19 protein-coding genes and 1 pseudogene are annotated in these 24,662 nt (G+C 36.4%); all 20 read right to left on the bottom strand.

Features of this window, described 5'->3' with window-relative positions; translation table 11 throughout:
• Nucleotides 1–24 precede the first annotated feature (24 nt).
• Nucleotides 25–471 carry a heavy metal-binding domain-containing protein gene (locus tag PHE88_02190; GenBank protein MDD5686627.1) on the bottom strand — a complete coding sequence of 149 codons (447 nt, stop codon included), beginning with the start codon at nucleotides 469–471 and terminating at the stop codon, nucleotides 25–27.
• A gap of 29 nt (nucleotides 472–500) precedes the next feature.
• Nucleotides 501–1,061 (bottom strand): cupredoxin domain-containing protein, encoded by a 561-nt coding sequence (locus PHE88_02195; GenBank protein ID MDD5686628.1) that lies wholly within the window; start codon nucleotides 1,059–1,061, stop codon nucleotides 501–503.
• Between the two features lie 142 nt (nucleotides 1,062–1,203).
• The gene (locus PHE88_02200; protein MDD5686629.1) at nucleotides 1,204–1,608 is read right to left on the bottom strand and encodes a hypothetical protein; all 405 of its coding nucleotides are present in this window, start codon (nucleotides 1,606–1,608) and stop codon (nucleotides 1,204–1,206) included.
• A 189-nt stretch (nucleotides 1,609–1,797) separates the two neighbouring features.
• Nucleotides 1,798–4,074, bottom strand: a pseudogene (locus PHE88_02205) (heavy metal translocating P-type ATPase).
• A gap of 91 nt (nucleotides 4,075–4,165) precedes the next feature.
• A complete protein-coding gene (locus PHE88_02210; protein MDD5686630.1) occupies nucleotides 4,166–4,609 on the bottom strand; it encodes a heavy metal-binding domain-containing protein in 444 nt (147 codons plus the stop codon).
• Nucleotides 4,610–4,838: 229 nt separating this feature from the next.
• A complete protein-coding gene (locus tag PHE88_02215; protein MDD5686631.1) occupies nucleotides 4,839–5,051 on the bottom strand; it encodes a hypothetical protein in 213 nt (70 codons plus the stop codon).
• Nucleotides 5,052–5,066: 15 nt separating this feature from the next.
• Nucleotides 5,067–5,630, bottom strand: coding sequence for a cupredoxin domain-containing protein (locus PHE88_02220; GenBank protein ID MDD5686632.1), 564 nt, complete (start codon nucleotides 5,628–5,630; stop codon nucleotides 5,067–5,069).
• Nucleotides 5,631–5,757: 127 nt separating this feature from the next.
• Entirely contained in the window at nucleotides 5,758–9,093 is a 3,336-nt protein-coding gene (locus PHE88_02225) for a CusA/CzcA family heavy metal efflux RND transporter (protein ID MDD5686633.1), read from the bottom strand.
• A 107-nt stretch (nucleotides 9,094–9,200) separates the two neighbouring features.
• Nucleotides 9,201–10,463 (bottom strand): efflux RND transporter periplasmic adaptor subunit, encoded by a 1,263-nt coding sequence (locus PHE88_02230; protein MDD5686634.1) that lies wholly within the window; start codon nucleotides 10,461–10,463, stop codon nucleotides 9,201–9,203.
• A gap of 1 nt (nucleotide 10,464) precedes the next feature.
• Nucleotides 10,465–11,748, bottom strand: a complete 1,284-nt coding sequence (locus tag PHE88_02235) for a TolC family protein (protein ID MDD5686635.1) — start codon at nucleotides 11,746–11,748, stop codon at nucleotides 10,465–10,467.
• Nucleotides 11,724–12,185, bottom strand: coding sequence for a hypothetical protein (locus PHE88_02240; protein ID MDD5686636.1), 462 nt, complete (start codon nucleotides 12,183–12,185; stop codon nucleotides 11,724–11,726). The genes PHE88_02235 and PHE88_02240 overlap by 25 nt, the downstream gene beginning before the upstream one ends.
• On the bottom strand, nucleotides 12,182–12,460 hold the full coding sequence (locus PHE88_02245) for a hypothetical protein (GenBank protein ID MDD5686637.1): 279 nt from the start codon (nucleotides 12,458–12,460) through the stop codon (nucleotides 12,182–12,184). The genes PHE88_02240 and PHE88_02245 overlap by 4 nt, the downstream gene beginning before the upstream one ends.
• A gap of 212 nt (nucleotides 12,461–12,672) precedes the next feature.
• Nucleotides 12,673–13,212: an RNA polymerase sigma factor gene (locus PHE88_02250; GenBank protein ID MDD5686638.1), complete on the bottom strand. Its 540-nt coding sequence runs from the start codon at nucleotides 13,210–13,212 to the stop codon at nucleotides 12,673–12,675.
• 20 nt (nucleotides 13,213–13,232) lie between these two features.
• On the bottom strand, nucleotides 13,233–14,111 hold the full coding sequence (locus PHE88_02255; GenBank protein ID MDD5686639.1) for an amidohydrolase family protein: 879 nt from the start codon (nucleotides 14,109–14,111) through the stop codon (nucleotides 13,233–13,235).
• A gap of 12 nt (nucleotides 14,112–14,123) precedes the next feature.
• Nucleotides 14,124–14,981: an amidohydrolase family protein gene (locus PHE88_02260; GenBank protein ID MDD5686640.1), complete on the bottom strand. Its 858-nt coding sequence runs from the start codon at nucleotides 14,979–14,981 to the stop codon at nucleotides 14,124–14,126.
• A gap of 73 nt (nucleotides 14,982–15,054) precedes the next feature.
• Nucleotides 15,055–15,873 carry a sugar phosphate isomerase/epimerase gene (locus PHE88_02265; GenBank protein MDD5686641.1) on the bottom strand — a complete coding sequence of 273 codons (819 nt, stop codon included), beginning with the start codon at nucleotides 15,871–15,873 and terminating at the stop codon, nucleotides 15,055–15,057.
• A gap of 88 nt (nucleotides 15,874–15,961) precedes the next feature.
• Nucleotides 15,962–17,284 (bottom strand): DegT/DnrJ/EryC1/StrS family aminotransferase, encoded by a 1,323-nt coding sequence (locus PHE88_02270; GenBank protein ID MDD5686642.1) that lies wholly within the window; start codon nucleotides 17,282–17,284, stop codon nucleotides 15,962–15,964.
• Between the two features lie 163 nt (nucleotides 17,285–17,447).
• On the bottom strand, nucleotides 17,448–18,380 hold the full coding sequence (locus tag PHE88_02275; GenBank protein ID MDD5686643.1) for a PorV/PorQ family protein: 933 nt from the start codon (nucleotides 18,378–18,380) through the stop codon (nucleotides 17,448–17,450).
• 98 nt (nucleotides 18,381–18,478) lie between these two features.
• The gene (locus PHE88_02280; protein ID MDD5686644.1) at nucleotides 18,479–23,332 is read right to left on the bottom strand and encodes a carboxypeptidase regulatory-like domain-containing protein; all 4,854 of its coding nucleotides are present in this window, start codon (nucleotides 23,330–23,332) and stop codon (nucleotides 18,479–18,481) included.
• Between the two features lie 113 nt (nucleotides 23,333–23,445).
• Nucleotides 23,446–24,660, bottom strand: coding sequence for a hypothetical protein (locus PHE88_02285; protein MDD5686645.1), 1,215 nt, complete (start codon nucleotides 24,658–24,660; stop codon nucleotides 23,446–23,448).
• Nucleotides 24,661–24,662: the final 2 nt, after the last annotated feature.

Raw genomic sequence — 24,662 nt, forward strand, 5'->3', positions numbered from 1 at the left:
TTATAATAGAATTTATTCTCTAATTTAGGATTTAACAGGTTTCAATTTTAGCTCTTCGGGATTAACCTGTTCCCCACACTTTGGACAATGATATTTAACTTCAGTTTTGATAAGTTCTTTGTCATGGTGTGGACATTTACCAGGTTTTGCTTTTTGATAATCGCAATCTTTTTCTGGACAAGCATACGTCAATAACACCTGTTTCATTTCAAGATTCATACCGCATTTAGGACATTTTCCAGATTTTTCACTCTGCACTTCCGGATGCATAGGACAGACATAAACACTGGAATAGAAAGATTCTTTTGCTTCAATCTTTCTTTCTGATTCTTCTTTCTCTGGCTTTTTTCCATCTTTATGTTCACTGTGTTCGTCACCGTCACTGCCGTGACATGCCATAGCAAATACCGGAGAACTACCAAGCAAATAACCCAATAGCATTGTTACTATAAACATATTAAATATTTTCATTTTTTCTAAAACTCCTTATTTACGGATTTTTATTCTTCTACAATCAACTTTCCTTTCATTTTAGAATGTCCCATGCCACAATATACCGAACATAAAATATCAAATTTTCCGCTTTTATCGGCAAAGAACTCTATTTTTTTGTATTCGCCTTTTTTTACATCTACCTTGATTCCATAATTTTTTATATAAACTCCGTGAGGAACATCCCGAGAAGTAACTGTGAGTTTTACTATGTCACCCTTTTTGACAACAATTGGGTCCGGTGAAAAACCATATTGATACGCCTCTAAACTGATATCTTTAATTTTGGAAATGTATTTTTCCGGGTCACTTTTAAATTTTCCCAAGCAGTCTGGGCAACAAAAATAATATGTCTTATTTTTATAAATGTATGAATTTTTCTCAGATGCCTTTTCATTCGGCATTACCGGACAAACACCTACATTCTTTTCTGGTGATTTCTTTGCTGATTTTTTCTCATGTTTATGTTGTTCTACACTTCCATCGTGCTGATGTATCTCTGCCATTATAATGTTACTGACTAAAAGATAACCTAATAACACAATAAAAACAATACTATATTTCTTCATTTTCTAAACCTCCTTTTTCTACCATCCGAACAAGTCGCAGAGAGCCATAAAACTGTGTGCTATATTCCCGTTCTCCAATTTCACAGCAGCGGCAAAGTGAGAAGCTCCGAAACATCATCCCCACCCACAAGTTGTACCTTGATTATACTGAAAGCCACCATATCAGGAAAATCCCAACAGCCCAATCATAGAATGTGCAACTGACAATATACCATTCAGGTACCTTGGTTTTAACTATTCTTAATTTCTCATGGTGAATAGCATCCCATATGCCATGCCAGAAATAACCTGCGATAAGAAAATATGGCGTTACTATTATACTGAGAAGTAGCAACGCGATATACATAACAACATTAGACACTTCAATAAAAACGTCTTTTTTGCTTGTGGAACCAGAAAAAGCAAATCCAAAATAAGCTCCGGCAATACCCATAAGCAGTATTGTAAAGAAATTCAATACATTTTGTTTTGGAAGCAAAAAAGCAATTCCAACTGTTATCGGCACTGTAATTAGTGCAACAAGGAGACCAATATATTTTTCTTTCATTTTATTTTCTCCACTAAATCATTCATTCATCCTGATTGAATGTCGGGGTTATTATTTATTTTTTCATTGTTTTACCACGATATTCATACTTATACTTATTTCCCTTAGAACAACAACTATTCTGAATTGAACTTTTATATTTTAAATCCCTTATTACTCATCTCCAATTCTTATCTTTAATTAAATAAATTACATCTTCAATCTTCGCAGTCTAAGTGCATTACTAATTACGGATACCGAACTAAAACTCATAGCGAGTCCTGCAATCATGGGGTTAAGAAGTAACCCAAAAAAAGGATATAAAATTCCTGCAGCAATAGGTATCCCGAGTGTATTATAAACAAAAGCAAAAAAAAGATTTTGCCTAATATTCTTCATTACTGCCTTGCTTAAACGAATTGCTTTTACTATTCCTCTTAGATCGCCTTTAACTAATGTTATGCCTGCACTTTCAATAGCTACATCGGTTCCTGTACCCATAGCAATGCCAACTTCTGCTTCCGCTAATGCAGGTGCATCATTTATACCGTCACCTGCTACCATAACAATAGTGCCTTCTTCTTTAAACTTTTTAACAATTTCTTGTTTATCTTTGGGCTTCAATTCAGCCCTTATATCATCAATATCTAATTCTTTGGCAATTGCTTCAGCAGTTTTATGATTATCACCTGTAAGCATAATAATTTTCAACCCCATATTGTGCAATTCAGATATAGCACTCTGCGTAGTTTCTTTTATAGGGTCAGAGATGCCAAGAATACCTATTACCTTTTTTTCAACTGCCACCCAAACAACAGTCTGAGCTTTTTGATAAAGCACGGAAGCCTTGCTTAGCAACTCATCTGAAGGTCTAATATCAAAACTTTCTATAAACTTCTGATTCCCAAGTAATGATGCTTTTCCATTATATGTTCCCTTAATACCGCCTCCTGTTACTGACTGAAAATCACTAACAGGTTTAAAATTCACATTTTTTTCTTTAGCATAATCAATAATAGCTTTGGCTAATGGATGCTCACTACTCTGTTCAAGTGAAGCCGATATATTTATTAATGATTTTTCTTCTCCATAATTTGCACTTATACAGGACGTTACTTGCGGTTTCCCTGCTGTCAAAGTCCCTGTCTTATCAACAAGAATATGCGTAATTTTTCCTGTTTTTTCTATTGCTTCGGCATTCTTAATCAAAATACCAACTTGTGCCCCCTTTCCAACACCAACCATCACTGACATTGGCGTAGCCAGTCCAAGCGCACACGGACATGCTATAATTAAAACAGAAATTGCACTTACTAATGCATATGCCAAAGAAGGCTCTGGTCCCCAAATATACCAGGCAATAAAAGCGCCAACAGCGCATACAACAACCGCAGGAACAAAATAACCGGAAACCTGATCTGCAAGTTTTTGTACAGGAGCGCGACTACGTTGAGCTTCAGCCACCATATGAACAATCTGTGAAAGCAACGTTTCGGAACCCACCCTCTCAGTTCGCATGGTAAAACTGCCTGTTTGATTAACAGTAGCACCAATAACACGATCGCCAACGTTCTTAACTACCGGTATGGGTTCTCCTGAAATCATTGATTCATCAACAGTGCTTTTGCCATCAACAATAACACCATCGATTGGTATTTTTTCACCAGGTTTTACACGCAAGATATCGCCTTTTTGAATCTTATCTATAACAACACTCTCTTCTTTGCCATTTATAATACGATGAGCATCCTTAGCAGCAAGACCAAGCAATGATTTAATAGCATAACCTGTTCTTCTTCGGGCTTTTGCTTCTAATAATTGGCCTAAAATCACTAATACAGTGATTACCTATGCTGCTTCAAAATAAAGACTTATCGCTCCTTTGTCTTTGAGTGATTCCGGAAATATGCCGGGAAACACAACTGCTATAGCACTAAATCCATATGCAGTACCTACCCCCATTGCTATAAGAGTGAACATGTTTGGGCTTTTATTTAAAATAGAATACCACGCCCTTGTGAAAAACATTCCACCTGCCCAAAAAATAACAGGTGTTGATATTATTAACTGAGCCCATCGCGAAATAGAAGAAGATAACAGTGCCGAAAAATTAAAACCGGGGAACATGTCTCCTAATGCCAAAATAAAAACAGGGACTGTCAAAAATAATCCAAGCCAGAATTTTATGGATAAAGAACGTTCCTCATTATTGTTTTCTGAGTCAATAATATCTCTCAACTCAAGGGACATTCCGCATTTTGGGCAATTCCCTGGTTTGTTCTGTTTGATCTCGGGATGCATAGGACAGGTGTAAATAGTATTTTGCCGGTTTGGATCCAGGTCAGCAGGTTGGTCGAATTTTTTTTCATTTTCAATAAATTTATTTTTGCAATACTCACTACAGAAAAAATAGGTTTTACCGTATTCTTCTAATTTTATTGCTTTTTGTTCATCTACTTCCATTCCGCACACTAAATCTTTTACCATTTTTAACACCCTACAAATTATCGCAAATCTAACACAAATATTCGTGAATAATTCGCGTTACTTTAGTATGTATTAGCGTTTTTTATTACAACTATTTCACAGGTTTTAGTTTCAAATCTTCGGGATTGACCTGTTCACCACACTTTGGACAATGATACTTAACTTCAGTTTTGATAAGTTCTTTATCATGGTGAGGACATTTACCCGGTTTTGCTTTTTGATAATCACAATCTTTTTCCGGACAAGCATACGTCAACAACAATTGTTTCTTCTCAAGGTTCATACCGCATTTCGGACATTTTCCGGATTTTTCACTTTGGACTTCCGGATGCATCGGACATACGTAAATCGATGAATAAAATCGTTCTTTAGTTTCAATTGGTTTCGTTGATTCTTTTTTCTCTAATATTTTTCCATCTGTATGTTGGCTGTGTTCATCCTCTCCACCTTCATGACACGACATAGCAAAAATAGGAGAACTGCTTAGCAAATAACCTAATAATACTGTACCTATAAAAACATTGATTTTACGCATAATTTCATCCCTCCTGCTTTATCTGTTTTTATAATAACAGATTTTAAAATATTTTTCTTGTAAAGATAACTACACATGCTAACTAAAACCATTAACACCTGTTATTTTAACTAAACATTATTTAAGTTATACCACACATTAGACTATGGTCGGCGATTGATATCCTGATAAACATATTGGCATATCAGTCTAAATATTATTCTATTAATTACAATATAATTAATAATTTTCAAGAAGCTACTTTATGATGTTCGGACATAAATTTCTTCATCTCATCATCATTACAAAAATATAATGTTTTACCATCATAATCCATCTTTACCATTGCTGATGCTTTCATCTCCATTCCATCTGATGCACACTTAGCCATTTCTTCTGATGGTTTTTTAGCACAAGCAGAAAAAACAAAAATAAAAAGAATAAACACATAATATTTAACCATATTTTACCTCCCCTCTTATTCTTCTACAATCAGTTTACTCTTCATCTTAGAATGTCCTTCACCACAATATACTGAGCATATAATATCAAATTTTCCGCTTTTATCGGCAAAAAACTCTATTTTTTTGTATTCGCCTTTTTTTACAACTACCTTGATTCCATAATTTTTTATACAAACTCCATGAGGAACATCCCGGGATGTAACTGTAAGTTTTACTATGTCACCCTTTTTGACAACAATTATGTCCGGTGAAAAACCATATTGATATGCCTCTAAATTAATATCTTTAATTTTCGAAATGTATTTTTCCGGGTCACTTTTAAATTTCCCCAAGCAGTCCGGGCAACAAAAATAATATGTCTTATTCTTATAAATGTATGAATTTTTCTCAGATGCTTTTTCATTCGGCATTACCGGACAAACACCTACATTCTTTTCTGGTGATTTCTTTGCTGATTTTTTCTCCTGTTTATTTTTTTGTTCTCCACTTCCTTCGTGATGATGCATCTCTGCAATCACACGATTACTGGTTAAAAAACAACTCAACAAAATAATAACGATAATACCAAATTTCTTCATTTTTTCTCCTTTAGCAGATATTTACCCCAAACATGTAAACTGCTTGGGGTTTGCCGACCAAAGTCGGCAACTACTGTTATGATACTGTTCCCTGTCAGTGAAGTATAGTTTATTATTATTTGAATTATTAAGTTGTAAGTTTTGAAATATCAACTGTGCCTTTTTTCATTTCGAAATTCCATTTCCAGATTTCATAAATTACAGGGTATATTAAAAGTTCCATAATGAAACTCGTAAAAGTGCCGCCTACCATAGGTGCCGCTATTCTTTTCATCAGGTCAGCGCCGGTTCCCGCTGACCACATTATCGGGATCAATCCTATAAATATCGCGCTAACAGTCATCATTTTAGGTCTTATCCTTTTCACCGCCCCATGTATAATTGCTTCTTTTAAATCAGATAGTGTTTTCATTTTGCCCTTTTTAACTGCATCACTGTAAGACAAATCAAGGAACAAAAGCATAAACACACCTGTTTCAGCGTCAAGCCCCATCAAAGCAATCATTCCGACCCAGACACCTATAGAAACGTTATAACCAAGTAAATACATAAACCATACTGCTCCGACCAAAGAGAAAGGAACTGCAAGAAGAACCGTCAAAGTTTTCACTACTGATTTTGTATTCATGTATAGTAAAAGAAAAATTATGAAAATTGTTACCGGAATGATTACTTTAAGCCGTTCTCTTACTCTCATCATATTTTCATATTGTCCGCTCCATAAAAGCGAATAACCGGTTGGCAGTGTCAATTTTTCTTTAACAATTTTTTTTGCTTCACTAACATAACTCCCTACATCTCTTCCAGCCACATCAACATAAACATAGCCGGTAAGAAGTCCATTTTCATTTCTTATCATTGAAGGTCCTAATGAAAGATGAATGTCCGCAAGCTCACCCAACGGAATTTGTGCGCCTGACATTGTCGGGACCAGCACCCTTCTCAGTTTTGGTAAAGTATCTCTTAATTCACGGGCATACCTGACATTTATTGTATATCTTTCACGACCTTCAATTGTTGTTGTAATAGGTTCCCCGCCGATTGCAGACATAATAACCATCTCTGCTTCTTTTATACTCAGTCCATACCGTGCAAGTTGTTCTCTTTTTAAATCAAAGTCTACAAAATAACCGCCTGCAACCCTTTCAGCATAAATACTTCTTGTTCCTTTAGTATCTTTTAAAATCACTTCTATGTTAGTCCCGATTTTTTCTATTTCCTTTAAGTCACCACCGGAGATTTTTATTCCAACCGGAGTTCTAACACCCGTAGTCAACATATCAATTCTCGCCTTAATCGGCATTGTCCATGCATTTGAGACACCGGGGAATTGCATTTTTGAGTCCATCTCATTTATTATATCTTCCCATGTAATTCTATCCCGCCAGACAAGTCTGAATGGTTCCTTAAAAATTTCCGGCATCCATGAGTACCACCTTTTAACTTCACGCCACTCTTTTTCCGGTTTCAGTATAACTGTAGTCTCCATCATTGAAAACGGTGCCGGGTCAGTGGATGTATCAGCCCTGCCTGCTTTTCCAAACACTCTTTCTACTTCCGGAACGCTTTTTAGTACTTGGTCCATAGTCTGAAGTAATTTTTGGGCTTCTGTTACGGAAATACCGGGAAGAGTTGTCGGCATGTATAAAATAGAACCCTCATTTAAGGGCGGCATAAACTCCGAACCTAATTTAAAATAAACAGGTATCGTTGAGATAATTAAAATAATTGCGGTAATAATTACTGTCTTTTTATATTTCAGCACAAGGTTACATACCGGCTCATATATCTTAAAAAGAATTTTACTTATCGGGTGGTTCTCTTCTTTATAATATTTCCCTACAGTAATCGTATTATATAGTGAAGATAGCCATCTTGGTTTGAAATGTGAATAATCCATTTTTACGAAAAGAAGCCGTATGGCAGGGTCTAATGTAACCGCTAAGACAGCTGCAAAAGCCATTGCTAAATTCTTACTAAATGCTAATGGCCTGAAAAGTCGGCCTTCCTGGTCGACAAGAGTAAAAACAGGCATAAAAGCAACAGCAATAACCAGGAGAGAGAAAAATATGGAAGGAGCAACTTCCTGTAATGCTTGTATGCGGATTTCGTGAAAATCTCCTTTTTTTCCGCCTTCTATCCACATCTCAAGTTTTTTGTATGCATTTTCAACTTCAACAATAGCACCGTCACATAATACTCCTATTGAAATAGCTATTCCGGATAAAGACATAATATTTGCAGTAAGTCCCATAAGATACATCGGTATAAATGCCAGTACTACGGATAGAGGAATGGTTATTATCGGCACTATCGCGGACGGAAAATGCCATAAGAAAAAAAGAATTATCAAACAAACAACAATCAATTCTTCTTTAAGCTGGTGTATTAATGTAGATATTGCTTTAAGTATAAGCTCTGAACGGTCATATGTAGTTACAATTTCTGCTCCTTTCGGGAGAGACGGTTCTATTTCTTTTATTTTTGCTTTTACACGGTTTATAACATTTAATGCATTTTCCCCCTGTCTCATTATAACAATTCCGCCTACTGTATCTCCTTCTCCGTCTAAATCTGCAATACCTCTTTTGATTTCAGGACCGAGTTCTACTTTTGCAATATTTTTTATCAATACCGGAGTACCGCTCATATCTTTTCCGACAACAATATTTTCAATGTCTATTTTTGATTTAACATAACCCCTTCCGCGAACCATGTACTCGGCACCGGAAAACTCCACTAATCTTCCGCCTACATCATCATTGCCGTCTCTGATTGCTTCAATCACTTTCATTAAAGGAATATTATATGATACGAGTGCATTTGGATTTATACTTACCTGATATTGTTTTTGAAATCCGCCGATTGATGCAACTTCCGCCACTCCCGGAACTGATTGAATATAGTATCGGAGATACCAATCCTGATAACTTCTTAAGTCCGCTAAACTATTGTTTCCCGTTTTATCTACAAGGGCATATTGATATACCCAGCCGACACCGGTTGCATCAGGACCTAATTCTGTTTTAACGCCTTCTGGAAGACGCGGGAGTATTTTACTTAAATACTCCAGTGTCCTGCTTCTCGCCCAATATATATCAGTTCCATCCTGGAAAATTACATATACATATGAGAAACCAAAATCTGAAAATCCTCTAATCGCTTTAATTTTAGGTGCACCTAACATTGCAGTAACAATCGGATAAGTAACCTGGTCTTCTATAACATCGGGGCTTCTATCCCAGCGAGAATATATTATAACCTGGGTATCGGATAAATCCGGTATAGCATCTAAAGGGATATTTTTTATGCAATAAATAGCTACTGCAACAGCAACAGCAGTAAAAATTATAACCAAAAACTTGTTCTTTGCAGAAAACCCAACGATTTTCTCAAGAAACCCTAAATTATGCCGACCAAGGTCGGCAACTACATTATTATCTTTTAAATTTTTATCGTCCATGTTTAATTCTCCTGACGTTGTTTGCTTAGCTCTGCTCACATATTTGGCACGCCAAGGGCGTGCAACTACAATTGTGTTTCGTTCATCCCCCCATCAAACGCCGTAGTCTATTTTTCTATCGCTGATTTTAAGCTTGACTCTGAATCAATTAAAAAGTTTGCTGAAGTTACAACTTCTTCTCCAACTGAAAGTCCTGAAATAATTTCGTAATATCCTTCTGCACTATGTCCGACTTTAATCTCCCTGGGCTCATAAACTCCCTGCCTATCGGCAGGCAGGCCTGCCCCTTTTTTTACAAAAACAACCTGTCTTGTCCCTGTATCAATGACTGCTTCTTCCGGAACAGCAATCTTTTCGCCGAAATCAACATGAATAACAGCATCCACATACATATCAGGTTTAAGTAATCCTTCAGGATTAGACACTTCCGCCCTTGCCCGTAATGTCCTGGATTCACTCTCTAAATACGTATCAACTGCCTTTATCACCCCGGAAAATGTCTTTCCGGGTAAAGCTACGGATGTGACATCCATAATTTGTCCCGGTTTAACCAAATCAACTTCAGACATATAAATCTGAGCATATATCCAGACAGTTCCGCCAGGCTTCCCTACTAAAATAAGATTAGTAAATGTTTCAGAACTCTTTGATAATTCCGTAATCTGGTCATCGGATAACCCCAAGTGTTTTAGTTTTAGTGCTGAGGAATCTAAAAGTGAGTCTGCCTGTTGAATCCCTATTTGGGATTCCTGCTCGTTTTCATTAGTATTTAAGGCATTTTCAGCAACAAGTTCCTTCCGCCTATCAAGTGTCTGTTTGTATTCAACAATAGCATTGTAAAGTTCAGGGTCATGAGCTACTCTGCCTGAAGCACGGATATCAAAAATAATTTTCCGTTTTTTTACTATTCCGGTTTTTACACCTATTAGCTGCTGTTTTTCTTCCGATATTGTAACCTTAGACAGACCTTCTACTTTGGATGTCCCTGCCGGACTATTTTCATCAACTTCATATGGCACCATTTCCATACCCATAGAATCCTTGCCCGGTTTGCCGGAAATTTCGCCTGGATTCATTGAAGAGCGGTACATGATTTTCTTTTTCATAGGTTGAGGAACGGATTTTTCTTTCATCGGCACCAATTTCATTCCGCAAATAGGACAATTACCGGGCTTATCTGATATATAAGTAGGATGCATAGGACACTGATATTTTTGGGATATTTGCTTGTTAACTCCCTGACTTGATATTTCTTTTTTTGAACAAGAAACGAAAAAAACAGGAAGCAGTATGTAATAAACAAATAACAGAAGCAAACACTTCCACAACCACTTCCCACTTCCCACTTCCCACTTTCTGTTAATTATCATTTTAATCCTCCAATTTAGAACCAATAATTTTCTCAAGGACAGCAAGATTCTGATAATATTCCGCAATATATTTGTAATATTCAAGCCGGAAATCCAACAAAGTCCGGACACTATCAAGCAAATTCAAAAAATCATCCTTGTCTGAACGATAGGAAGACTCGGTTATTCTTAATAATTGCTCAGCTTGAGGTAATACACTGGAACGATAAAGTTCTATCAACCGTTCAGCGGTTTTTAATTTTACATAAAAATCTTTTGCCTGATATACAGTCATTAGTTCCGTACCTTTCTTTTCCGAATCTGCCATTTTCAATTCATCTGACATCTCTTTAACACCGAGTGCAGGCTTCCAAAACCATAACGGTACCGTAAATCCAACCATAAAATCCTGATTTTTTTCTCCGGTCATCATCTTTCTGTTACGATACGTTAAGTCAAAGTCAGGTAAGAACTCAGCCATTGACATTTTCTTTGCCCACTTGCTTTTTGAAACTGATGCATTTTGCTGTTTGATTTCGATATTATTTTCAATTACTAATTTTTTTATTTCATCCCAGCTGTTTTTTACCTGCGGACTTGGCATCAAATCTTCGGGTTCGCCTAACTCACTGCTTACATCTTTACCTATGATAGAATTTATTTCTGCTTTAATAGTTTCTTTTTCCTTTTCCATTGTTATAATCATGTTAAACATTTTAGATGTCTCAACCTGCGCTCGCAAAACATCACCCTGAGTCGCTTTACCGACAACGTATTTTGATTCGGCAACCTTACTGAAACCGTCCATAATTTTAGCAGTTTGTTTGTATGTTTCAATTGATTTGCTAACATAAAAATACATTGCATAGCTTATTTTCAATTCCGACAAAACCTTTAATTCAGTTCCTTTATATTCCCATTCACTTTTTTCTGCTTCATATTTTGCAATTTTTCCTTTTATTGAAAGTTTACCGGGAAAAGGAACCATTTGGGTTACCCCGACCATTTTTTCTTCTGCATCGTTTATGTTAAAATTATTTTTAGGCATTCTTTCCCAATCAAAAAATAACTGCGGATTTTCATAACTTCTATCCTGCCAGATTCTTGATTTAGATGCGTTCCAACTTTCCTTTGCAGCAATAATTTCAGGATTATTCTGTCTTGCTTCATTCACTAGAGAATCTAATGTTATAACATTTTGAGGTTCTGAAAATAGAACAATAAAAAAACCGTGGGATAGCAATCCCACCGCTACAAAAAATCTAATAAATGAACCTGTTATTATTCGCATTTTCCGCAAAAACATTTTTCATCCCCCATTCTCTTACATTTGCTGCATAATTCTTCACTAACAACTGAAAAAAATATTTTTTGCTGGTCGGGATCTAATATTTTTTTTATATTCAACATATATTGAACAGTCACTCTCTGTTGTTTAGATTGATTTACATTTATTCTATTAAGACAATTTAAAATTGTTTTATTATTTAAATCCTTAGAAGTTTGAATAAGTATATTTAGTTGTTCTCGCTCTCCTTGTAATTCGTTACAAAGTAATTTTATATCCGCATTATATTGCATTTCCAACAGATTGAATTCTTTAAGTTGTTCTTGAGAAAGATTTAGTTTTTTTGTCAATGATTGAATTTCTGTAGCATGGCAAACTTTTCTTGCAATATAAAGACCTGCAGTAAAAACCACTGCTATTATGATGATAGATAAAATCACTTTTCCTATTTTCATTGTTTAATCCCCTTAAAAATAAAATCACTAAATGAATCTATACCTTTTATCGAAAATATTTTTGTTTGTTCGTCCGATGGATGGTATAGTTTCCCCTTCGCTGTAAAAACACCGATAATTAAGCCAATGATAAAAATTGACGGAACGAACTTCAATAATGCATAATAAGAAAATCTTTTCTCTCTTTTATCAACCGCTTTCCAGAAATTTCTTCTGAAATTTTCTGATGGTTCAATTTCTTTGATATTTTTAAGTAAAACATCTATTCTATCCATGTTACACCTCCACTAATATAAACACTTGAACCCTGAAAAACTTGCGGGCAATAAGTTAGATTGCTTCGTTGCCCCGCTAAACGGGGTTCCTCGCAATGACTATACTCCCTTTGTCATTGCGAACCAAAGGTGAAGCAATCTCATAAATTTTAGAATTATTATATAACGGTTTGATTATACAAATAATTGATTAAAATAAGGTTAAATTAAAATTAGAGGTTTTTAATCTTTTTACGAAGGTTGCTCTTTGCTCTGAAAATGAGGGATTCCACAGAAGGTATGCTTTTTTGAAGTATTTCAGATATTTCCTGGTATGACTTATTCTCATAAAAAGAAAGTATAACCGCAGATTTTTGTAAAGATGGTAATTGAGAAAGTGCAATTCTTACTTTTTTTGTAGTTTCTTCTTCTTCAAGTATTTGCTGCGAGTCCTTTTGTTTTAAATCAGGGAACTGTACAGGAAAATCGTCTTCTTCGGTATGCTGTAGCCAGTCCAGTGAAAAAAATTTAATAATTTTCCTTCTTCTTTGTAAATTTAAAGCAAAGTTTGTAGCTATTCTGTAAAGGTAAGTGGAAAATTTTGCAGTGGGTTCATATTTATCAATTGCTTGATAAACTCTTAGGAATGTTTCTTGTGCTGCATCTTCAGCATCCTGGCGGGAACCAAGAAATTTATAAAGGTAGTTAATTAATGGTTTTTCATATTTATTAAGAACATCATTAAATACAAATTTATCATCTCTTTTATTCATTAAGTAGGGAAAAATTCCTATTATCCAAGCCCCAATAATTTTTTTGCGTTTTCTTTTGCTACTTTCTGAAACACTGTTTCGCTTATTTTCTTTTCACTTCTAAGTTTAAGTAAGAAATCAACCAGTTTAGTGTGTGTAAGCGGTGTACAGATATCTGTTCCGAAATAAAGCCTGTCCTGGAATTCATTTAGAAATTTTACAGCATAATCAGGGTCTCGCGATAAAGCGTTATAGCCACTACCAGCAGAAAGATCTCCTAACATGTTAGGATAACGCCGCATCAATTTTGGAACCACCCCTTCTTCTTTGACCGGATAGTTCGGGTACCCGAACCTGTCTCCGGGTGTTTCTAAAAATGCTATCTCCGACCAGAAAGCTGCAGAATGTCCAAGAAATTTAAGTTTTGGAAATAATTGTAAACTCTGTTCTAACAGCGGTAAACCCGGATCATCATATAAACCATAAGTATTGCCTATTTGATGTGCAATATGAAATGTCAAAGGAAAACCAACTTGTTCAACATGTTTAAAAAGATTTTGAACTAACGGGTTATTGAACGGTAAATTAGCTAAAACTTCACCTATGCCCTTACAACCTTTGTCTTTATAAAACCTAAGTATGTCTCCTAAGGGGGCATCAGCTGAATTAGTCATCGCTCTCGGGTCAATATTGCAGAATGGAATAAACCTGCCGGGATATTGTTTGCTTATTTCAATGACTTCCTCATTGGACTGAGGCACAATTTCGCATTCGGGACTGACATTCGGAAGCATTACTGCACTTTCAATACCAATCTTATCATAACGCTCAATTAACTGTTCCGGAGTATTATAAGATTGTACTTTCCCACTAGGAAATCCCAGGATTTTACGAACATGAACATGAATATCAATAAACATGATTTTTTTCCTTTATAAATCAAATAATTTTATTGCATTGTTTTTGGTTATTTTATCAAATGCTATTTTTGATATTTTGCTTTCCTTCTTAATATTTTTGAAATAATCCAGTATCGGTATTTTTTGTCCCACGTTGGCTATATCCGTTCCAAATAATAATTTATTCTGAAATTCTTCAAGGAACTTGTATCCGTATTCTTTATCACGTGATATAGCATTATACCCGGAACCCGCAGAGAGATCTCCATATAAATTAGGATATTTTTTAAGTAAATACTGTAATCTACCGGGAGATTTTATAGCATTTTTTGGATAATCGCCACGGGTTTTTTCATCTATATCTGCACTTATTTCCGACCAAAAAGCCATCGCATGTCCTAAAAATATCGTTTCAGGAAACTCCTTTAGTGCTTTTTCAAGCCTTGGCAAGTTGATATCATCTACTAATCCATAAGTGCCGCCAAACTCATTATATAGATGAAATGTTATAGGAAGCTTGAATTTTCCGCAATAATGATATAAATTCATACACAACGGGTCGTCAAAATACAGGTTACTGGTAAGTTCTCCCAACCCTTTAAATCCTTCACTTTTATACTTGTTCAGTATCCAGGTAAAATCTGTTTTAGGTGAGTTATATCCCTGCCTCGGATCTAAATTACAGAAAGGTATTATCCTGTCAGGATGACGGTGGTATGCTTCCAATACATCTTCAGGACCAAAATAAAAATATGGTGTTTCAGGACTTGGTCCAACCGGCAAAACTGCAAATTTTTCCATCTCCAACTCGTCCATTTTTTTTAAAAGTTTCTCTTCTGTTAACGGCTCCGCATCCCAGGCGGTTATTATGTGCGTGTGTATATCGATCATGCTACAAACCCCCTTATTATAAAACTGTGCTATGTGCGATGTGTAATGAAATGAGAAATAATCAATATTTTTTTTAAGAAATCTGTTTCAAGGTTTTCTTAAAGAAACTTATACTCTTCTTTACTCCTTCTACTACATCAATTGTTTCATCTTCGAACTCTAGCGACAAGTAACCTTTGTAATTATTGTCTTTAAGTATCTGGAAACATTCCTTTATTTTTATAAATCCTTCGCCTGCAACACATGGTATAGTACGGTGGTCTTTATCGTATTTAATATCCTTTGCATGTACATGAACAACATACTCTAAAATATTTTTTGTGGCTGACACTGAATCTTCAATTTTAGTCATGTTATCAAACATAAAATTAGCTATATCCAAAGTACATTTTAAATATTTTGACTTAAACTCTTTGATTATATCTAATATTTCACTGCTTAAACCGGGTAAATCACCGTGATTCTCTAATGCAAGTATTACCTTGTTCTTCTCGGCGTATGGCAGGCACTTCTCTAAACCAATCCTCACTTTTTTTAGTGATTCTTCTCTGCTTAGTTCCTCGTGGGTTCCGCCAAATATTCTTACTTTATCTGTATTAAGTCGCAGGGCAGTATCTATTCCCCTTTTGACATAATCTATTTGCTTGTTCATTTCTTCCTCGGAAGAAGTAGTAAATTTATTTCCAATAGCAAACACTGCTAATGATATTTTATTTTCTTTTAGCCATGCCGGTATCTTTTTTATTTCCGCTTCCCTGTCTTTCCAATAATAATCGGTTATATCTACTCCATCAACACCAAGTCCGGCACAGAACTTTATAAAACCCTCTACATCCATTTTACCCTTGTTCCAATAATCTGCTACACTAACCATAGTTACCGATGTCTTCATTCTTTTCTCCTTTACGTATAAGTTATAGAGTTATAGGGTTTTAGGGTTTTTAACTCTATAACTCTACGAACTCTATAACGCTTTTTTCTTACTTTTTATGTTTTTTATGGCTCCAACCGCCAAGTCCTACAGGGTTACCTTTATCTCCGGGTAATAACTCTTTATAATTTTCTGCTGCTTTACGAAACGCCATTGCATATTCTTTTATTATCTGCGGTTTATAATGTTTAAACCACGGTATAGTTAGTACTTGTTCATTAATTTTTTCAGAAACAGGCAAAGAACCGATCGGCTGCCTTATATCAACCGGTGAATTAGCTATCCTGGTAGGCTTGCCGTCATTGTAGACATCTATTTCATTAAAAAGTGGATGAGTATGTAAAGGTCTGTTACAGCCAGCCCAAACATCATTTATTCCTTCTGCTCTTACTGCTTCAGTAAATCTACTGACAGACAATCCACCTAACTCATTACTATTATAAAAAGCTACTGGTGCATACCAACCGCCTTTTGTACTATTGGATTCTTTAGCCAAATGCAGTTTAATACCGGGAACACCTTTTAATAACTCATTAAAATATTTCATTGCTTTATCAATTTCTTTAATTTGTTTCGGATAGTTTTTTAACTGAACTACACCTACTGCCGAGCTAAGTTGATGCATACGGTATTTATAACCACCCCAGGGAATATCAGCACCGCTCTTCAAATCTTCTAATTGTAAACCGGCATGGCGTTCATAATGACCAAACAACACTGCCCTTTCATAAATACGCTGGTCATTGGTCAGCATAATTCCTGCTTCACCTATTGCAAATGATTTCCCGCTCATTAACGAATATGCAGATACATCACCGAAAGTTCCCGTAATTTTTCTTTTGTATAATGCACCTTGTGAATGGGAACAATCTTCAATAACTTTAAGATTATGTTTCCTGGCTATTTTCATTATAGCATCCATATCTGCTGGTACTGCACAATAATGAACTACCAGTATCGCTTTTGTTCTTTCTGTAATATGTCGCTCAATATCATTAGGATCAATGCATAAAGTTTCAGGATGTATATCCGCAAAAACGACAGTCCCGCCAAGCGAAAATACCGGTAAACATGACGCCCAGTAGGTAACGGATGGACAGATTATTTCGTCACCTTTCCCGATACCTAAACCGAACATAGCACCATGCAGTGCTGCTGTACCATTGTTATGGCCTAATGCATATTTCACTCCATGCCATTTGGCAAATCCTTCTTCAAATTTCTTGGTTACGTCTATATCCGACATCCTACCGTCCCTGAGAACTTCGAGAACTTTCTTCTCTGTTTCTTTAGTGACTATCGGCCATTTAAACATATCTCCGACTTTACCCTGAACCGCTTTCTTTCCTCCCAAAATTGCAAGTTTACTCACGTAATCCTCCTTTTATGTTCTTTATACTTAACTCATAGATGCATTTAAATCTTCATGCTAATGAAGTTATACATCCTAACCCGGATTTTTCTAAAAAAAATCAAGAAAATATCAAATTTCTAATTTTTTATTTGTATTATGAAGTATCAGTTAGAAAGGTAAATTAAAATTTCGCACCAAACGAAATACGATGGGTATCTCCTAACTCACCAAACGGAACAAACGCATAGTCAAGTCCGAATCCCCATACCCGAAATCCTGCTCCTACCCCTAACCCTACTATTTCACCTAATGTTGCTGTGTCATAACCAAATCTGTATCCACTTCTTAATGCTAACACATCCTTTATCCAATATTCTGCTCCTATTGATGCGTATAACTTATTATCTATAACATATTCATCCAAATCACATGCTACTGTCAAATCTTTTACTAATTTATATGCAGCCCCTACTTTTATATCCAACGGGAGCGGGTCAACCTCATCTATAAACTTTACCCCATAACTGATATTTTGAATATTCATCGTAAGTGACAACTTATCATCTGCCGGATAATATGCTGACAAATCTAATGCTATTGTAAACGCTTTTTCATCGCTTAATTTCTGACTTATTATTTTTAATCCGCCACCTACTGCCAAATCCTGTAATATGCTATTTGCTATATCTTTTCTTGCATAGTTTAAAAACACTGCCATATCTGATGCTGAAAAATCCCCGAGCCTTGTTTCTGTTAAATCCCGTTTTTCTATATCACTTACTTGTAAGTAAGTAACTCCAACACCGATATAATGCTTTTCTGCTACCAAACCTGTATAACCTATAAACCCGGCATTTACATCTTCAAAATATTTTAAATATGTCGCTGATACTTCCTGCTTATTTATCCGCGTCAACGATGCGGGACTATAATATATGCTATTTACATCATCTGCTACTGACCCAAAAGCACCTGCCATCGCTAACGGCCGCGCTCCCATTCCTATCTTTAAAAACTGACAACCGGTCGTGCCTAATCCTTTGCCGTAAAAGCAGGAAGTAGAAAGTAGGAAGTAGGAAGTAAATAAAAGAATTAAACTTAAAATCTTTTTCATATAAACCTCCGATAAGCAGACCAAGGGTCTGCAACTACAACTCTATAACTCTAAAACTCTATAACCCTAAAACCCTAAAACTCTATAACTCTATAACCCTATTTTATTATCGCTAACTTTAACGGTTTATGTTTGTTTAATGACTTGTTACCATTTTTTGCTATTAAGAAATATACACCTGACGCACACTTATCATTACGGTCGTTCCTGCCATCCCAGTCAACATAATAGATATAACCGCCATCACGGATACCGTCATCTATTTCTCTTACCAACTCTCCTGCTAAGTTGTAAATATAAAATTTTATATTGACTGAAGCACCCAGCGACGGTGGCAGACAATACTTGATTATCGTACCTTTTGTTGTCAGATTAGTCCCTAACGCTCCCCCGTCTGTCAAAGTAACTATCTTCTCTGTTAAATTAAACGGATTAGGGAAGTTGAACATTTGAAAACCTTCTGTCCAATTGACATTTGTAGACGGCTGACTTTTAAAAACAGCAAAAACACCGCTCTGTGAAGAAGAAGCAGCGCGATTAACAACAAACCTGCCATTTTGTATGATTGAATGACCGGCCAGACGAACGGTAGAAGTTGATTTTGAAGCATCCGCTATCGATTCTACATCAAGCGAGACTGTTCCTGAAATAGGATCAATTGTCTTTACACCCGGTACTAACTCCCATAGTCTTTTATCCGGATTATATTGGTAAATTTTCAGTTTATCCAAATCTGTTTCAGTTACTTTTTCCTTGTCATAATTCAAAGATAGCGTTACGGATTTATTCATCTGTGAATTTGCCAAATCAACCTGATAAACATCGCTAGCTACTGCAGCTGCATCTACGCTTAAAAGTTGGGAAGCAATCGAATTATCGGTACCTTGCAATTTAAATGACGGAATGTTTGAAGAGAATCCGCCAATTACAAAAGCAGGTGCACCCATAGCCGGCGATGCGGAAACCGTAACAGATGAAGCCGTCAGACAGCCGGCATCAAGTTCTATCTGAGTGTTGTCGTCACCGAGTTCATCAATTGCCACACTGTCACCTTCGGCAATTCCTTCCGCTACATCTTTTTTAGTCTGACGTTTTACATTACCCCCGAACTTTATATCGTCCGTATTGTTTTTCCCGGAACCATCATCAGATATTACCCGAAGATTATAATTATGGTTTATATTAGTTTCCAGAAGATTTACATACAAAGAATATGTATTGTTAGGACCTGATAAAGGAAGCGCCTGTATAGCCTTGCTCTCGTCATAACTATCTCCGGAATTGTACCAGCAGACAGGTGCAGCAACAAGTTTTTTAGGTGAGGTGAACAGGAACAGATATTTTCTGGGATTGTCAGTCTTTTTAACAATAATTTTTAATTTTGGCGGTAGTGACTTTAGTTCAAAATCCTGAACATTATCACCAACAACCGGAGTCACTTCAACATACTCAACAATTTTTCCTGACGACATTACATAAACTTTATATATATGCCCTGAAATCAAACCTGAAATGTAGTAATTACCGCTTTTGTCCGTCATTGTTTTATTAACCGGCAGATATTTTGAAATATTTTGCGTATTGTATGTCTCATCATAACAGGCAATCTTTGCATTTGCAAGTGTTTTGGCAAAAGGTATTTTCTGGGAGTAAACAGTACCGGCAATTGCAGCATCTGCTGTTGTCAGTTGAAAATTTTCGGCAGTAATACTGTTACCTATGCTAATTTTGTCCCCTGCCAAAGCACAACCGTTTCCCGATACCTGAATCCTAAATATACCCTTAGGAAGCCCGGTAATTGAATATTCACCGCTAGAATTACAAACTGTATATTTTTGAACTGACTTGTGATTTGCAACAACCTCGGCACCTTCAAGCGGTACACCCGTAGTTGATGTAACCACACCGGATATCGTGAGACCGTTACCGGATAAAGCATCAAAATCCAAATCAAGTGTGGTTGTTGCCGTTGAATAAACCACAATATCCTTCATAAACGGCGGATAATTTGGCGTTTCCGCTACCATTATATACTTTCCAGGCGGCAGCATATCTACATAATAATATGGCGGCGAATCTTTAAGCGTTTTTTGTTTGTTTATTTCATTGGGATTCATAAAAAACACTTCCCATGGTATCAGACTTTCCTTATCATTTTTAGGCCTTGCACCGGAAAACCCACGCCAGGTACCGTTTATATCGTAAAGCATAACAGTCGGTATGTTTTTTAACATTGCATCTTGACCTTCTTTTTTGCCTTTTTCATAATCAGCGGATGTCCATATATTGTTTCCTGTAATTTTTCCTGTAATTTTTCCTTTTCCGGTAACCGCACCTTCGAAAGGAATATATGTAGTAACATTCGGCTGTAGCGGGTCATATTTAATTTCAGTGTTTTTTGCCTGGGAAATTACGGTTATTGTCTGGTGCTCGGTACGCATAGGACCGTTAGTATAAATTTTATCATCTGCACCACCGAACATCTCAAATTTTATAAGATACAGGCTGTATCTTCCGGGAGCGGCAATGGTCGGCTGCCAACCAATTGATTTTATTTGTCCCCCCGATCCTCCTTGCGTGTAAGTTGAAAGCGAATATTCAAAACTCATCGGGGTATTGGAATCACTGTCCATAAGAGTATCTATTTGATGACCATTTAAAACATCATCGGAATTAAAACCTACAATATAATAATATCCGGTTGTCCCCGCAGGAAGAGACGGCATCGGCGACGGTGCTTGTGCTTCGCATTTCACTCCGTTTGTAAGCGGTATTTCAACATATGTTTCTTTTCCCGGTGAAACCATTACATCACTTATTGTGATAGTTCTTGGCCAGGTATACCCGTTACCACTACCATATATTGAGACATTATAAAGTCCGGGAACAAGACCCGTTATTTCAAAAATACCTGAATCAGGAACATTAATATCACCATTACTTATTCGTGAATTTGCTCTTATACTAATTTCTCTGCCGTTATTGTTATCATGAACCGGCTTAAAAATCGTGCCATCAGGTAACCGAACTACGCCTTTAATTTTTCCTGCAGAAGCCATTGCAAAATCAAAAACCACTTCGCCGGAGACAACATTTGAAAAATCAACCTGTGTATCAAACCTATTGACGATTCCCCAGTATTCTGCTTTTACATCAACCCAGTATTGTGCTCCGGAAGAAACTGGTATCTCGTAATCTCTTGTCTCACCTTTAGCAATAACTCCTGAAATTGTTCTGAATATTGACTTGGATTTGTGGGTAGACCAATCACCTTGAAATTCTTCTCTTGCCATTATTACAATAGGATTTTCAGCTGGAATGTTTGCTGCTTCAAGAAATTTTATTGTTCCTTTGATTTTACAAGTCGCAGTGCCTTCTGTTTTAATATCTATAACAACAGGGTTTGGACTTGAATGCACCGGATCTGAACTCCCATCAGCAGAATACACAATCCATTCCGCAGGCAATTTATCATTTGCCACGACTTCTGTGGAAATACTAACACGAACATCGTCATTTAAACGAAGACCGGTATTGGGATCCATATTTTTATCATTCCAGTCACCTTTATAATTATAAATGAAATTTATTCCTATGAGGTCTGACCATACACTTAAGGTAACATTACCGACCGACAAACCGGTTATGTCAAATTTTCCATCAGCTCCGGTTCTTATGCGGCCATTGGAAGGCGAAGCTTTCCCCCATTCAATTCCGGAAGAACTGTACATATCATATCCTTGCCACCTGTCACCGTCACCCCATATTTGAATATTAGCGAAAGGAAGCGGAACACCTCCGACTTTAACTTCACCTTTGAGCCGTCCGTTAACCGTACGAAGAATATATTGGTTATGAGGAATTGGCATTAATGCGTAGCAGTACTCAGTAGTATAAGTAGTTGGAATAGGATTAGAAGGAACCACAATTTTATTTTTACCATCATATGTATAACCATTAATTCTATCATTACCATTAGTCATGCTAACACCACGCGGACCATCATTGACACCTTCATATCCCAGTCCATTTATATTAATGTTATAATTAGTGTCAGCTGGAACATTATAAAATGTAAACCTACCGTTCGAATCAGTCATAGTAAAAGTTTGCCATTTCGGCTGAAAAGAGTTTTGCTGTTGGGAGTACAACTGAACATTCATATCGGCAATACCGGCACCGTTGGTAGTTACAACAACTCCTTCGAAAGCAAGATCACCTTCCGGCGCAACACCAGTATCCTGTGTCTGCGCCGCCATTGCATCGCGTGCCGCAAAATCAAAGTATATGGGAGTCGCTGGATTCACAGGTGGATAAGCATCTGCTATTACCGGTAATGCCAGCGGTTTATTTAATGCTTTATTGTCCTTGGGAGAAAATATATTAATTACATATGTGTTTTCCGGTGCAGCGGGAATATTTGGAACGAAAATATATCCTGTGGAAGCAGGGTCCAATCTCTGAATTGGGTTCATATTTCCATCAACAGCAAAAGGTATATCCGAAAGAAAAGCAACTTGCTCATTGGTAATTACATTCCTGATATCACCCATCATTGCAACACCTGTAGAGATGTTTACTACACCTATCCTTATTCTTCCGACATTAGTCAAATCCTCATTTAAAAACAGAGAAAGCGTCTTATCAATTGGCGTATTTACCTGAAGTGCTTTCCTCTCCATTACCTGGTCCCTGACAGTAGGTCCCTTTCCATGCCGTGTGGCGAAAACTGTATATTGGGTATTGGGCAATATATTAAGAACTACTCTGCCTTGCGCATCCGTAATTCCACTTGCAGTAACATCCTGGGGATTGCCCATAGTGTCAAAAGTCATAGCTGATACTCCGGCACCCTGTACGCCTGTTTCAATAGTTAGCTGAATAGCAGAAAGACCGCTGATTACCGCTGAAAAAAACAATGCGCTAATTACCGCTGATAATTTATTTTTCATAATATACCTCCAAAATCGCTGATTAAGACAGATTTATTATTAATTCAACGCTGATTGCCGCTGATTTTCATCTGCGGTCATCTACGCATTTCTATCTACGAATATCTGCATTTCTAATATTCCCAGTTTAGTCCTGCAAAATAATTTTCTGTATTGTAATTATATCTATAATTAGCTTCGTATTTATTGTTTGAAGATGAGTCCCTGTAGTTACCTGCCACTTTTACTGAAAGTGCTTTATATACAGGAACAATCAGTGAAATCCCTGTTGAGTTTGTTGTTTGAGTAATTTTTGATGTTTTGTAATTACCTTCTACATCCTGAGCCGGCCGTTCATTATACTTTCTATATGCAATATCCCACCAAAAATTTAACTTTGCATCTTTTACAAGTGAAAATGTTAAAGACGGAGTAATATTATTTTGAAAAAAATCATAGTAATTTGGATTGTATTGAGTCCTGTTAGCATCATATGAATTCTGCTTAGAATTGTAGTACTGAACTGAATCATATAGTCCTATTGAAACACTCTTTAATTTCTGAGAAATACCGAATGTAATCAAATGTACTAAATCACTTCTTTTTGTAGAAGAAAAACTTCCACTTTTCTCGACAATTGTCTGGTCTTTAAATATTTTGTAAGCGACATCATACGTTATTTTACCTGTAAGTGTTTCTGAAAACATGTGAAGCGTCTCAATAAACAACTCGTGTGTTGAATAATCTAAAACATCTTTCCCGGCATTAGCTGAAACCTCAGTATACGTTGCAGTGTCTATTGAAGTCTGATATGTTGTAATAAGCGATGCGTAGTTCGGATAAGCCATAATGTAGAAGTCGTAACCGGTCCTCAAATTCCAACTCTCATATTTTTTTTCAACTTCTAATCCGCCTATTATCCTATTATAGTCAAAAAGACCTTTGTTGAACTTCTCGTCTTTTGTTTCTTTTAGATATTCTATCTTATAACCGGCTTTTACTTTACCCTTTAAAGTATCAGAAAACTTGTGAGTAAGTTTTAAGGTAAGTGAATTGTCCAATAATGCTCTTGTAAGAGTTCCACCGCCTACCAATTCCCTAACATCTTTTGTGCCGGAATAAAGTCCCTGGTAAATAGGAAGAAGTGCAGTCTTTTCAGAAAAATTTATAACCGGCGAAAAGAAAATATCGGCATTGCCGGCAAAAGAATCTGATTCACCTTCCAGAAAATATTGTCCGCCAAGAAGTGAAACATTGGCAACGGGAGTGACCTTGACTTCAGGAAGTAGGAAGTAGGAAGTAGGAAGTAAGATGAAAAATAACAAAAATGAAAAACGGTATTTAGACATGA

The sequence above is a fragment of the Elusimicrobiota bacterium genome (genome assembly GCA_028718185.1).
GTDB lineage: Bacteria > Elusimicrobiota > UBA8919 > UBA8919 > UBA8919 > JAQUMH01.

What these genes read in the sequence shown, in the direction of transcription:
- PHE88_02190 (MDD5686627.1), bottom strand. Translation starts at nt 471, where the DNA reads ATGAAAATATTTAATATGTTTATAGTAACAATGCTATTGGGTTATTTG.
- PHE88_02195 (MDD5686628.1), bottom strand. Translation starts at nt 1,061, where the DNA reads ATGAAGAAATATAGTATTGTTTTTATTGTGTTATTAGGTTATCTTTTA.
- PHE88_02200 (MDD5686629.1), bottom strand. Translation starts at nt 1,608, where the DNA reads ATGAAAGAAAAATATATTGGTCTCCTTGTTGCACTAATTACAGTGCCG.
- PHE88_02210 (MDD5686630.1), bottom strand. Translation starts at nt 4,609, where the DNA reads ATGCGTAAAATCAATGTTTTTATAGGTACAGTATTATTAGGTTATTTG.
- PHE88_02215 (MDD5686631.1), bottom strand. Translation starts at nt 5,051, where the DNA reads ATGGTTAAATATTATGTGTTTATTCTTTTTATTTTTGTTTTTTCTGCT.
- PHE88_02220 (MDD5686632.1), bottom strand. Translation starts at nt 5,630, where the DNA reads ATGAAGAAATTTGGTATTATCGTTATTATTTTGTTGAGTTGTTTTTTA.
- PHE88_02225 (MDD5686633.1), bottom strand. Translation starts at nt 9,093, where the DNA reads ATGGACGATAAAAATTTAAAAGATAATAATGTAGTTGCCGACCTTGGT.
- PHE88_02230 (MDD5686634.1), bottom strand. Translation starts at nt 10,463, where the DNA reads ATGATAATTAACAGAAAGTGGGAAGTGGGAAGTGGGAAGTGGTTGTGG.
- PHE88_02235 (MDD5686635.1), bottom strand. Translation starts at nt 11,748, where the DNA reads ATGTTTTTGCGGAAAATGCGAATAATAACAGGTTCATTTATTAGATTT.
- PHE88_02240 (MDD5686636.1), bottom strand. Translation starts at nt 12,185, where the DNA reads ATGAAAATAGGAAAAGTGATTTTATCTATCATCATAATAGCAGTGGTT.
- PHE88_02245 (MDD5686637.1), bottom strand. Translation starts at nt 12,460, where the DNA reads ATGGATAGAATAGATGTTTTACTTAAAAATATCAAAGAAATTGAACCA.
- PHE88_02250 (MDD5686638.1), bottom strand. Translation starts at nt 13,212, where the DNA reads ATGAATAAAAGAGATGATAAATTTGTATTTAATGATGTTCTTAATAAA.
- PHE88_02255 (MDD5686639.1), bottom strand. Translation starts at nt 14,111, where the DNA reads ATGTTTATTGATATTCATGTTCATGTTCGTAAAATCCTGGGATTTCCT.
- PHE88_02260 (MDD5686640.1), bottom strand. Translation starts at nt 14,981, where the DNA reads ATGATCGATATACACACGCACATAATAACCGCCTGGGATGCGGAGCCG.
- PHE88_02265 (MDD5686641.1), bottom strand. Translation starts at nt 15,873, where the DNA reads ATGAAGACATCGGTAACTATGGTTAGTGTAGCAGATTATTGGAACAAG.
- PHE88_02275 (MDD5686643.1), bottom strand. Translation starts at nt 18,380, where the DNA reads ATGAAAAAGATTTTAAGTTTAATTCTTTTATTTACTTCCTACTTCCTA.
- PHE88_02280 (MDD5686644.1), bottom strand. Translation starts at nt 23,332, where the DNA reads ATGAAAAATAAATTATCAGCGGTAATTAGCGCATTGTTTTTTTCAGCG.
- PHE88_02285 (MDD5686645.1), bottom strand. Translation starts at nt 24,660, where the DNA reads ATGTCTAAATACCGTTTTTCATTTTTGTTATTTTTCATCTTACTTCCT.